The following is an 11,666-nucleotide window of genomic DNA, read 5'->3' on the forward strand; positions in this document are numbered from 1 at the left end:
GGAGGTTGCCGCTGCCGCACTTCACTCTGCCGAAGCAGCTTTCCGTGTAGCGAGCCGACCATCATAGCCGGGTTTTGCGTTTCGTCAATACCCTAGATTTCAGGGAATTTTCAAACCCCTCTGCGCTGTTGCCGCGTTTGCGGGTCCGTTGCGTCGGGGGAGGCGAACTATATGCCTACGAAACGGTTTTGGGAAGCCATTTGTGAAAAATATTTCACCAGCTTTCCTGAAACCTTGCGCTGCTCCGCAAACCTGCAGGCATTCGTGATCTGAACAGGCCATCGGGGCTGCGGCCTCCTCCTGATAAAGGAAGCGGCAGCCACTGGTGATTGCCGCTCTGCAGCAGCGTGGCGCGCCTTAGCTGTTGACCAGCACCACCCGGGCGAAGTTGCGCTTGCCCACCTGGATCACGCCTTCAAAACCCGGGCCGAACAGGCGCGCCGCATCTTCGATGACTTCGCCGTCGATCTTGACCGCGCGCTCCTTCAGCTTGCGCGTCGCTTCGGAATTGCTCGGCGTGAGGCCGGCTGAGGTCAGCAGACTGGCGATGCGCAGGCCCTCGGCCGGCACCGCGACTTCATGCAAGGGCAGCAGGCTGGTGTCGCCCTGCCCGGTCACCACGGCGTGCCAGCCGGCAATCGCCTGCTCGGCCGTGGCCGCGTCATGAAACCGCGTGGCCAATTCGCGCGCCAGGCGCAATTTGACATCGCGCGGGTGCAACTCACCGGTGGCGACCTGCTCTTTCAGGCGCGCCGCGTCGGCCACGCCGATCTCAAAGGAGAGCAGATCGATCCAGCGCCAGGCCAGCGCATCGCCGATCTTCATGGTCTTGGTGACGATGTCGATGGCCGGCTCATTGATGCCGATGTAGTTGCCCAGCGACTTGGACATCTTGGCCACGCCATCCAGGCCTTCCAGCAACGGCATGGTCAGCACGATCTGCGGGGCCTGGCCGTAATGCTCCTGCAGGCCACGACCCATCAATAGGTTGAACTTCTGATCGGTGCCGCCGAGCTCGACATCGGCCTTCAGCGCGACCGAGTCGTAACCCTGCACCAGGGGATAGAGGAATTCGTGGATGGCGATCGGCTGCTGGCCGGTGAAGCGCTTGGCGAAATCGTCGCGCTCCAGCATGCGGGCTACGGTGTGCTGGGCGGACAGCTTGATCATGTCCGCTGCGGTCATCTGCCCGAACCACTCGGAGTTGAAGCGCACCTCGGTGCGCTCGCGGTCCAGGATCTTGAAGACCTGCTCTTCATAGGTGCGGGCATTGGCCAGCACATCCTCGCGGCTGAGCGGTTTGCGGGTGACGTTCTTGCCGCTGGGGTCGCCAATCATGCCGGTGAAGTCGCCGATCAGGAAAATGACCTGGTGCCCGAGCTGCTGGAATTGCCGCATCTTGTTGAGCAGCACGGTGTGGCCCAGATGCAGATCCGGCGCGGTGGGATCGAAGCCGGCCTTCACCCGCAGCGGTACGCCCGATTTCAGGCGGGCTTCGAGCTGATCGAGCTTGAGGATCTCGTCGGCGCCACGGCCAATGAGGGCGAGGGATTCTTCGATAGTGGCCAACCACAGACTCCAGCGGCGCTTTGCCGTCAATAACGTGAATAATGTTAAACACGAGTTAATTCCGCGCCAAGTGAAAATAATGAACAGGCTCAATGGTTTGACGCGCTGTTACAGCCTGTCTATGGTACCGGCGATTGGGCTCGCACTTCGAGCCATCGAGGACATTGAACGATGCAGAACTCCGAGCAGGGCCGTGCACGCAAGCGGCGCTTCCACGAACGCCTCCATGTTCTCCACGACACTGCACTGCATCGCAAGCTCAAGGCGCACCTGCCGGCCGCCTTCAACGGCCATTGGACTCGCCGTCACTGGATCCACGCCAGCCTGTTCGCCACCATCGGCGCGATGGTGGCGACCATCGTGCCCGGTTTCTCCAATGCGATCGACACCCCGCTGTCCAGCCACTCCACGCTGGCATTGCCCTTGCCGCCGCTGGTGCCCAGCCGCAAGCAGCTGGCGCCGAGTACCGAGTGGGAGATCCTGCAGGTCAAGCCGGGGCAGACGCTGAGCACCTTGTTCGGCGAATTGGGAATTCCGACCACGGTGATGTACCAGGTGCTGTCGCATCCCGGCACCAAGGAGGCGCTGACCAAGCTGCACCCGGGCGCGGAAATCGCGTTCGACATGCCCACGCCCGGCCAGTTGCGGGCACTGCGCTTCGACCGCGACGACAGCCACCGGGTGGAACTGCGCCTGCTGGGCGACAACGTGCGCGAGAACGTAATCGAGCGGGCGACCACCAAACGCACGGTGGTGGCCAGCGGCGAGATCGCCAGCTCGCTATACGCCTCGGCCGACAAATCCGGATTGTCGCCGGCGGCGGTGGCGATCATGACCGACGAGATCTTCAAGTACGACATCGACTTCGACAAGGATCTGCAGCCGGGCGACCGCTTCAGCGTGGTGATGGATGAAACCTGGCGCGAGGGCGAGCGGATCAGTACCGGCGACATCCTGGCGGCGACGTTCACCACCGGCGGCAAGACTTACACCGGCTTCCGCTTCGAGCGCGCCGGCAAGCCGGCCGAGTATTACGACATCACCGGCCGGCCGCTGAAGAAGAGCTTCATCCGCATGCCGGTGGCGTATAGCCGCATCAGCTCCACCTTCGGCGCGCGCCGGCACCCGGTGCTGGGCACGATGCGCATGCACAAGGGTGTGGATTACGCGGCTGCTTCGGGCACGCCGATCATGGCGGCCGGCGATGCGCGGGTGGTGTTCGTCGGCACCCAGCGCGGCTACGGCAATGTGGTGATCCTGGACCACGGCAAGAATTACAGCACGCTGTACGGCCACATGTCGCGCTTCGGCAAGATCAAGGCGGGCCAGCGCATCAACCAGGGCACGGTGATCGGCTATGTCGGCATGACGGGCCTTGCGACCGGCCCGCACCTGCATTATGAATTTCGCGTGGCCGGGCAGCAGCGCAACCCGATGTCGGTGACCATGCCGCCGCCGGAGCCGTTGCAGGGCGCCGAACTGGCCGCCTTCCGCACGCAGACCGCACCGGCGATGGCGCGCATCGAAGGGATGGAAAAGCTGATCTACGCCGAAGCCGGCAAGCCGGCCAAGGGCAAGTCGCGCGGCTGAGCGCGGCCAGGCGCTGCGATTGCCGGCGGCAAACCGGCGGCACAGCGCCCGTAATGGAGCGGCCATCGGCGGGGAGTGAACAACGGGCGACACCGGTTGGTTGCTTCCCACGCCATCTCGCCACGACAGCAGTGCCCCGTCGCCGGTGCCAGGCGTGCCGGCAGAGGTGGACGCAGCCGATGACCACCGCTTTCGAACGCGGGAGCAGTTGACGACCCTGCTCCGGCTGCACAAGCTGGACGGCCGCGCATCTCTGGCTCCGGCATGCCTGCTTTGGAACACGTTGACTCCCCGCTTTACCTGGGCCTGATGTCGGGCACCAGCGCCGACGGCATCGACGCGGCGCTGGTGCGCTTTGCCGACGACAGCCATCGCCGCTGCGCGTTGGTGGCAGGCATCACGGTGCCGTGGGCGCCGGCGTTGCGCGAGCGGCTGGTTACGCTGGGCCAGGGCGCGGAGACGGTCGCCATCGATGCACTTGGGCGGCTGGATGCACAGGTGGGGCTGGCGTTCGCCGACGCGGCCAACCAGCTCATCGCCGAGGCCGGGGTGGTGCACGCACGTATCCGCGCGATCGGCTCGCATGGGCAGACCATCCGCCACCGGCCAAACGGGGATCCGGCCTTTACCTGGCAGATCGGCGATGCCAGCCGGATCGCCGAGCACACCGGCCTGACCACGGTGGCCGATTTCCGCCGCCGCGATGTCGCTGCCGGTGGACAGGGCGCGCCGCTGATGCCGGCGTTTCATCTTGCCATGCTGGGGACGGGCGATGAAGACCGCGCGGTGCTCAACCTGGGCGGCATCGGTAACCTGACGCTGATCCCGCGCGACGGCACGGTACTGGGCTTCGATACCGGGCCGGCCAACGCGCTGCTGGACAGCTGGTGCCAGCAGCATCGCGGCACCGCGTTCGACGCCGACGGTGCGTTCGCGGCCAGTGGCCAGGTGGATGCGCGCCTGCTGCAGGCGTTGCTGGCCGACCCATGGTTTGCGCTGGCGCCGCCCAAGAGCACCGGGCGCGAGCAGTTCCACCTGGCCTGGGTGATGCAGGCGATGGGCGATGCGCGCCTGCACCCGGCCGATGTGCAGGCGACCTTGCTCGAACTCACCGCAGCCACCGTGGCCGAGGCCTTGTTGCGGCTGCAGCCGCAGACCCGCCGGGTGCTGGTCTGCGGCGGCGGTGTGCGCAATCCGGTGCTGATGGCACGCCTGGCAGCGCGGCTGCCGGGGGTGGTGGTGGAATCCAGCGCGCGGCATGGGCTGGATCCGGATTATCTGGAAGCGATGGGGTTTGCCTGGCTGGCGGCCGAACTCCTGGCCGGGCGCCCGGCGAACCTGCCGTCGGTCACCGGCGCGGCGGGGCTCCGGCTACTTGGCGCAATCCATCCGGCATGAGCTGGATTGCCTGGAGGCGATGACCGGCGCTGTCTGGCCAATCCGACGCACTAGGGATTGGTGCCGGCCGGCAGCGCCTTGAGCGCGGCAATCGCTTCGGCCAGGGCATCGACTTCCGGATGCTGCAGGCCGCCGGTGACTTCGTATTCGCTGGCGAACAGCCCTTGTTCGAGCAGATGCATGACGGTCTGGTGCTGGGTCCAGCCCCGTGCGACGGAAATGCGCCGGATGCGGTCTACCAGCAGCGGATCGATGTCTCGCAACACCAGATCGGTCATGCCCTTCCTCGTGCGATGCAGTGCCCCGTCGGCATCATCGACAACCTTGAGGGCGGTTTCAATCCGGCGGCCTGTCGTGTGCCAGCAGGCGTGGCCAGAGCCAGGCCAATAGCAGCAGGGTCGGGATCACCGTCAGGGCACTGAGGATGAAGAAGGTGCTGTAGGACGTGGCCTGGACCAGAAACCCGGACACGCCGCCAGCGAACTTGCCCGGCAGATTGGCCAGCGATACCAGTAATGCGTATTGCGTGGCGGTGAAGTTGCGGTCGGTCAGCGACGACATGAAGGCCACCAGCACCGTGCCGGCGAACCCCTGAAACAGGTTGTCGGCGCTGAGCGCGGCATAGAACGCCCACAGCTTGCCGGGGTTGTGCGCCATCAGCAGGAACGCCAGGTTGGACAACGCCACCCCCAGCGCAGCCACCAGCAACATGCGACGGAAGCCGAATGCTGCCACTGCCGCACCGCCGGCAAACGCGCCCACGATTCCCATCCAGACACCGAACAGTTTGGAGACGGTAGCGATGTCGGCCTTGGTGTAGCCAGAATCCAGATAGAACGGCCCGGCCATGACGCCGATCACCTGGTCCGGGAACTTGTACAAACCCACGAACAGCAGCAGCACGACCCCCAACGCCACGCCATTGCCGGAAAAGAAGCTGGAGATGGGTTGCCAGAATGCTCCTGCCACATCCACGCGGCGGACCACCGTGGCGTCGGGTCGGTCGGGCTCGCGGCACACCAGCGTGGTGACGATCGGCAGCAGCATCAGCGCCGACATGCCCAGGTACGCCCAGGTCCAGCCGAGGTATTCGGCCATGTACAGCGCACCGGCGCCGCCCAGGATCAGGCCGATGCGGTACCCCAGGGTATAGGTCGCAGCCAGCGCTGCCTGCGCGGTTTCCGGCGCGATCTCGATGCGGTAGGCATCCACCACCGAATCCTGGGTGGCGCCCCAGAACGAGGCGAACAACACCCAACCGACCAAACCGGTGACGCTCAGATCCGGGCGCGAAAATGCCAGGGCGAACAGGCCAATGGTGACGCCGAGTTGCGCGACCAGCAGCCAGGAGCGGCGGCGGCCGAGAAAGGCCGTGAGCGGAAACGCGTAGCGGTCGATCAGCGGCGCCCACAGGAACTTGAGCTGATAACAAAAGCTGGCCAGGCTGATCAGGCCGATGCTACCCAGGTCCAGCCCGACGTCACGCAACCGTGTGGACAGCGTTTGCGAGGCGATCAGCAGAAATGGCAGGCCGCTACCGAAACCCAGCAATGCCATGGTCGCCGCCGATGGCGTGGCGAAGGCGTGCCGGATGCCGCGCAGGCCTTTGTACTTGGGTGCGGGCTCGGTCATGCGTGCGACCGGTGGGATCGGATGCGGGTCGATACAGTACGGGCATTGTCAGCGACCGCAGCGCGGGCCGGGCTGACGCAAACGCACCATCGGCTCCCTGAAGGATCTGCAGCCATTACGCTGCGGCGGGCGATCACCCGCATGCGCGTGATGCCTGACTGCGCCACGCCACCGGACGCGCGCCAATTCCGAGTAGCGACACTCCCGCCCAGTCTCGCGCCGACCAGCTGTGCGGCCTCGCTCACAGCGCGTAATCCACGACATACGGTGCATGGTCGGAGAAGCGCTGCTCGCGGTAGATCGCGCAGGCCTGCAATGCCTCGCGCAAGCCGGGGGTGACCAATTGATAGTCGATGCGCCACCCCACGTCATTGGCGCGCGCGGCGCCGCGGTTGCTCCACCAGGTGTAGTCCTGGCCCTGCGGATGCAACACGCGGTAACTGTCGACCCAGCCGCGGCCGTCGGCGGCGCTGGCATCGCTTGGCGCATCAGCGCACAGGCCGTTGAGCCAGTCGCGCTCGGGCGGCAGGCAGCCGGAATTCTTCTGGTTGGACTTCCAGTTCTTGATGTCCAGCGCGGTGCGCACGATGTTCCAGTCGCCGCACAGCACGTACTGGCGGCCGCTGGCCAGCCATTCTTCCAGGATCGGCCGCAGCCACCGCATCACCTGGAACTTGTAGTCCTGGCGCAATTCGCCCGACGAGCCGGACGGGATATAGAAGGACACCACGCTGAGGTTGCCGAAACGCGCTTCGATGTAGCGCCCTTCTTCGTCGAACTCGGGCCAGCCCAGCGCGGTGCGCACCTCGTCGGGTTCGCGCCGGGCGTAGATCGCCACGCCGCTGTAGCCCTTCTTGGTGCTGGCATCGCGAAACCAGGCCTTGTAGCCGGCCGGCAGGAATTGGGGCCCGGCCAGCTGGTGCTCCTGGGCCTTGGTCTCCTGGATGCACAGCACATCCGCGTCCTGGGCGACAAACCAGTCGAAAAAGCCCTTGCTGGCGGCCGATCGCAGGCCATTGGCGTTGAAACTGATGATGCGCATGGGCGGGAATGGGGAATCGGGAATGGAGAATCGTAAAGCCTACCCCACGGACGTCTGGAAGGCTGCTGGCGCGCGATGCGTTTACCATTCCCGATTCCCGATTCCCGATTCCCGATTCCCCATTCCCCATTCCCCATTCCCCATTCCCCATTCCCCCCCATGACCGACCACCGCACCCGATTCCTGCAGCTGGCCCTGGACGCCGATGCCTTGCGCTTTGGCGAGTTCACGCTCAAGTCCGGGCGGCTCAGTCCGTATTTCTTCAACGCCGGGCGCTTCGATTCCGGGGCCAAGACGGCGCAGCTGGCGCAGTGCTACGCCGATGCGATCGACGCGGCCGGGGTGGAGTTCGACCTGGTGTTCGGGCCGGCCTACAAGGGCATCCCGTTGGCGACGGCGCTGGCCTGTGCCTACGCCGGACGCGGCCGCGATCTGCCGCTGGCGTTCAATCGCAAGGAGGCCAAGGACCATGGCGAGGGCGGCAGCCTGATCGGGGCGCCGCTGGCCGGACGCAAAGTGTTGATCGTGGACGACGTGATTACCGCCGGCACCGCGATCCGCGAGGCGCTGGCCATCATCCGCGCGGCCGGTGGTACCCCGGCCGGCATCGTGGTGGCGCTGGACCGGCAGGAGATCGCCTCCGAGCAGGACCATCGCTCGGCGGCGCAGGCGGTGGCGGCCGAGGCCGGTATTGCGGTGATCGCGGTGGCCAACCTCGCCGATCTGCTTGCTTTTGCGGCAGGAAACGCCGACCTTGTCGGCTACCGGGAACCGCTGCTGGCCTATCGTGGCCGCTATGGAACCGACACCACGGGCTGACGGCAGGCGACAGGGGGCTGCGATGATGCCGAAATACATATCTTTGGCCATGCTCGCCGCCGTCATGGCGGCCCTCGCCGCCGCGCCTGCCACCGCGCAGGACAAGGCGGCAAAGAAACTGTATTGCTGGAACCAGAACGGCGCCCGGGTGTGCAGCGATACGCTGCCGCCGGAGGCGGTGAACCAGGCGCGCGACGAGTTCAACGCCAAGAGCGGGCTGCGCAGCGCCGAGGTGCAGCGGGCCATGAACAGCGACGAGCGCGCCGCCGCTGCGGCCAGCGAACAGCAGCGCCAGGCCGACCTGGCCGCCGACCAGATGCGCAAGCGCACCGACCAGGCGATGCTGATGTCGTATCAAAGCGAGGACGACCTGCGCCGGGTGTTCAACGAGCGCATCGCCATCGTGGACAACAATATCCACACCGCACGCTTCAACGTGACCAGCCTGCGTGAGGGATTGGCCAGCCTGCTGCGCGCCGCCGGCGACCGTGAGCTGGCAGGCCAGGCGGTGGCCGACAAGCTGGCCGGCGACATCCAGCAACGCCATCGCGAACTGCTGGCGCAGTTGCGCCTGCAAACCAGCTTCGAGCAGCAACGGGTGGCGCTGGACGGGGAGATCACCGATATCCTGCAGCGCTACCGCGCCATGCAGGCGCCGGCCGGCGCCGCCGCGCCTGCCGGCTGACCCGCAGCGGTCATTCCCGCGCGCGCGCCGCCGCTGCGGGCGGCATTTCCCGATCCGACGCCCTGCCCGCATAATGGCTGGTCTTACTCCTTGCCCACGAGGCTCTCCCGCATGGCCCGGATCATCGCCATTGCCAACCAGAAAGGCGGCGTCGGCAAGACCACGACGGCAGTCAATCTGGCGGCCGGCCTGGCGCGCGCGCCCAAGCGTGTGTTGCTGGTGGATCTGGACTCGCAGGGCAACGCCACCATGGGCAGCGGCATCGACAAGCGCGATGTGGCCGCCTCCACCTGCGACCTGCTGCTGGGCGAAAACACTGCCGCCGAGATCCGGGTGACCGCGCCGGAAGGCTTCGACCTGCTGCCGGGCAACATCGACCTGACCGCTGCCGAAATCCAGCTGATGGACCAGGGCGAGCGCGAGCAGCGGCTCAAGCGCGCGCTGGCACCGATCCGCGACGACTACGACTTCATCCTGATCGACTGCCCGCCGGCGCTGTCGCTGCTGACGCTCAACGCGCTGACCGCCGCCGATTCGATCATCGTGCCGATGCAGTGCGAGTACTACGCGCTGGAAGGGTTGACTGCGCTGCTGGAAACCATCGAAGCGCTGCGCGCCAACCTCAACCCGGCGCTGGAGATCGAAGGCGTGCTGCGCACCATGTTCGACATCCGCAACAACCTGGCCAACGCGGTGTCGGCCGAGCTGACCGAGCATTTCGGCGACAAGGTGTTCCGCACCATCGTGCCGCGCAACGTGCGCTTGGCCGAGGCGCCCAGCCATGGCCAGAGCATCGTGGGCTATGACCGCACCTCGCGTGGCGGGGTGGCCTACCTGGGCCTGGCCGGCGAGATCGTGCGCCGCCAGAACGACCGCAACAAGGCCGTCCGGCCCGTGGAGACCGTCTGATGAGCAAGCCGCCGCTGGCAAAGAAGCGCGGCCTGGGCCGCGGCCTGGAAGCGCTGCTGGGGCCCAAGGGTGCGGCCGCCGCGTCGGCACCGGCCGGTGCCGACGCACAGGCCTTGCAGCCCGGCGACACCCTGCGCACCTTGGCGGTGACCCAGCTGCAGCCGGGCAAGTACCAGCCGCGCCGGGAGATGGACGAGGTCAAGCTGGCCGAGCTGGCGGAGTCGATCAAGGCGCAGGGCGTGATCCAGCCGATCGTGGCGCGCGCGCTGGCGCCGGGGCAGTTCGAGATCGTGGCCGGCGAACGCCGCTGGCGCGCCTCGCAGCTGGCCGGGCTGAGCGAGGTACCGGTGGTGGTGCGCGAGCTGGACGACCGCACCGTCATCGCGATGGCGCTGATCGAGAACATCCAGCGTGAAGACCTCAATCCGCTGGAAGAAGCGCAGGCGCTGCAGCGGCTGATCGACGAATTTTCGCTGACCCATGCCGAAGCCGCCGGCGCGGTGGGACGTTCGCGTGCATCGGTCTCCAACCTGCTGCGACTACTGGAATTGCCGGTGGCGATCCGGGTGCTGCTGGAAACCCGCCGCCTGGAAATGGGCCATGCGCGTGCGCTGCTCACCCTGGCGCCGGAACTGGCCAGCAAGCTGGCGCAGGAAGCGGCCGACCAGGGCTGGTCGGTGCGCGAAGTCGAACATCGCGCGCAGCAGTTTGCCGCCGGCAAGGTGCCCGGCGCGCTGCGCCGTGGCAAGCCGGCGCCAGTGGCGCCGCAGGCGGATATCGCCTCGCTGGAAACCGAACTGTCCGAATCCCTGGGCACCAAGGTGGTGTTCAATCACGGCCGCGGCGGCAAGGGCAAGCTGGTGATTCATTACACCGATCTGGACACGCTGGACGGTGTGCTCGAACGCCTGCGCATGCAGCGCAGCTGAGCGCTGTTGCGCCTCCAACAGGATCCTCGCCGGCAATGAATCCCGCCAAGGTGGACCGCCAGCATCTGCTGCAACTGACCGACCTACCCAACGTCGGGCCGGCCTGCGAAAAGGATCTGCGCCTGATCGGCATCCGCGTGCCTGCGCAGCTGCGCGGACGTGATGCCTACGACATGCATGCGCAGCTGTGCCTGCGCACCGGCGTGCTGCACGACCCCTGCGTGATCGATGTGTTCCTGTTGATCGTGCGCTTCATGGAAGGCGGCGCGGCGCAGCCGTGGTGGGCGTTCAGCGCCGAACGCAAGGCCAAGCTCGCCAGCGAAGCACCGCTCAGCATAAGGTGAATCGCGTCACTGACGTGTTGCAGCCATCACCAGGAGCACTAAACCGCATGAGCAAAGAATATGACCAGATCAGCCGGGGCGGCAGCGCGATGCTGCTGCACGCGCAGGAAAAGGATTTTGCACCGGCACGTGGCCAGGCATGCATCGAGCAGATCAGCGCGCATATCGAACAGCATCTGGGGCCGATCTCAAGCGTATTGCACGAGATCATCTCCGACGCCGTGCACCTGGATGTGCATGTGGTGCCCGCCAGCGAGGACACCCCTTACCTGCGACTGGTGACCTCGGGCATGAGCGACTTGCCGATGCCCTTGCCAGACGGCGTGGAGGCACCGCAGTACGTGGAGCTGATGCTGAGTCTTCCGGCCGATTGGCCGATGCAGCAAAGCAACCTTGAAGACCCACGCCACTACTGGCCGATTCGCCTGCTCAAGAGCCTGGCACGGCTGCCGCACAAGTTCGACACCTGGCTGGGTTTTGGCCACACCATTCCCAATGGCCATCCGGCCGAACCGTATGCGCCGGGCGTGCGCTTCGACGGCGCGATCGTGCTGCCGCCGGTCAGCACACCCGAAGAGTTCGGCCACTTGGTCATCGATACCGAAAAGACCATCGTGTTCATGACGATCGTGCCGCTGTATCCGGAAGAAATGGCGCTAAGGACGCTCTGAACAAAGCAGCCTGATCTGCGACAATTGACCGACGATCCAAGCGGACGATTTCGATGCAACTGAGCTTTGGCGACGCGG

12 protein-coding genes are annotated in these 11,666 nt (G+C 66.0%); 8 read left to right on the top strand and 4 right to left on the bottom strand.

Annotated features, from left to right (window positions below):
• Nucleotides 1–357 precede the first annotated feature (357 nt).
• Nucleotides 358–1,569 (bottom strand): tyrosine--tRNA ligase, encoded by a 1,212-nt coding sequence (gene tyrS, locus XcuCFBP2542_RS17995; RefSeq protein WP_104605539.1) that lies wholly within the window; start codon nt 1,567–1,569, stop codon nt 358–360.
• Between the two features lie 171 nt (nt 1,570–1,740).
• On the opposite strand from tyrS, the gene XcuCFBP2542_RS18000 reads away from it, so the two are divergent.
• Nucleotides 1,741–3,159 (top strand): M23 family metallopeptidase, encoded by a 1,419-nt coding sequence (locus tag XcuCFBP2542_RS18000; RefSeq protein ID WP_104605521.1) that lies wholly within the window; start codon nt 1,741–1,743, stop codon nt 3,157–3,159.
• A 264-nt stretch (nt 3,160–3,423) separates the two neighbouring features.
• Nucleotides 3,424–4,557: an anhydro-N-acetylmuramic acid kinase gene (locus XcuCFBP2542_RS18005; protein WP_104605523.1), complete on the top strand. Its 1,134-nt coding sequence runs from the start codon at nt 3,424–3,426 to the stop codon at nt 4,555–4,557.
• A 50-nt stretch (nt 4,558–4,607) separates the two neighbouring features.
• On the opposite strand, the gene XcuCFBP2542_RS18010 is transcribed toward XcuCFBP2542_RS18005, so the two are convergent.
• From XcuCFBP2542_RS18010 to XcuCFBP2542_RS18020, 3 genes are all read right to left on the bottom strand, one after another.
• Nucleotides 4,608–4,835, bottom strand: coding sequence for a hypothetical protein (locus XcuCFBP2542_RS18010; protein ID WP_104605525.1), 228 nt, complete (start codon nt 4,833–4,835; stop codon nt 4,608–4,610).
• Between the two features lie 58 nt (nt 4,836–4,893).
• On the bottom strand, nt 4,894–6,189 hold the full coding sequence (locus XcuCFBP2542_RS18015; protein WP_170067024.1) for an AmpG family muropeptide MFS transporter: 1,296 nt from the start codon (nt 6,187–6,189) through the stop codon (nt 4,894–4,896).
• 241 nt (nt 6,190–6,430) lie between these two features.
• Entirely contained in the window at nt 6,431–7,231 is an 801-nt protein-coding gene (locus XcuCFBP2542_RS18020) for an exodeoxyribonuclease III (protein WP_104605527.1), read from the bottom strand.
• A 159-nt stretch (nt 7,232–7,390) separates the two neighbouring features.
• On the opposite strand from XcuCFBP2542_RS18020, the gene pyrE reads away from it, so the two are divergent.
• The 6 genes from pyrE (at nt 7,391) to XcuCFBP2542_RS18050 (ending at nt 11,588) form a co-directional block, all read left to right on the top strand.
• The gene (gene pyrE / locus XcuCFBP2542_RS18025; protein ID WP_104605529.1) at nt 7,391–8,050 is read left to right on the top strand and encodes an orotate phosphoribosyltransferase; all 660 of its coding nucleotides are present in this window, start codon (nt 7,391–7,393) and stop codon (nt 8,048–8,050) included.
• A gap of 25 nt (nt 8,051–8,075) precedes the next feature.
• Entirely contained in the window at nt 8,076–8,735 is a 660-nt protein-coding gene (locus XcuCFBP2542_RS18030) for a hypothetical protein (protein ID WP_170067025.1), read from the top strand.
• A 111-nt stretch (nt 8,736–8,846) separates the two neighbouring features.
• Complete coding sequence (locus XcuCFBP2542_RS18035; protein WP_104605531.1) at nt 8,847–9,644, top strand: ParA family protein; 798 nt, start codon at nt 8,847–8,849, stop codon at nt 9,642–9,644.
• Complete coding sequence (locus XcuCFBP2542_RS18040) at nt 9,644–10,573, top strand: ParB/RepB/Spo0J family partition protein (RefSeq protein ID WP_104605533.1); 930 nt, start codon at nt 9,644–9,646, stop codon at nt 10,571–10,573. Before XcuCFBP2542_RS18035 ends, XcuCFBP2542_RS18040 begins: the two co-directional genes overlap by 1 nt.
• Nucleotides 10,574–10,608: 35 nt before the next feature.
• Nucleotides 10,609–10,917: a helix-hairpin-helix domain-containing protein gene (locus tag XcuCFBP2542_RS18045; RefSeq protein ID WP_104605535.1), complete on the top strand. Its 309-nt coding sequence runs from the start codon at nt 10,609–10,611 to the stop codon at nt 10,915–10,917.
• Between the two features lie 47 nt (nt 10,918–10,964).
• Nucleotides 10,965–11,588, top strand: coding sequence for a suppressor of fused domain protein (locus XcuCFBP2542_RS18050; RefSeq protein ID WP_104605537.1), 624 nt, complete (start codon nt 10,965–10,967; stop codon nt 11,586–11,588).
• Nucleotides 11,589–11,666: the final 78 nt, after the last annotated feature.

The organism is Xanthomonas cucurbitae, assembly GCF_002939885.1.
In the GTDB taxonomy this organism is placed as follows: Bacteria; Pseudomonadota; Gammaproteobacteria; order Xanthomonadales; family Xanthomonadaceae; genus Xanthomonas; species Xanthomonas cucurbitae.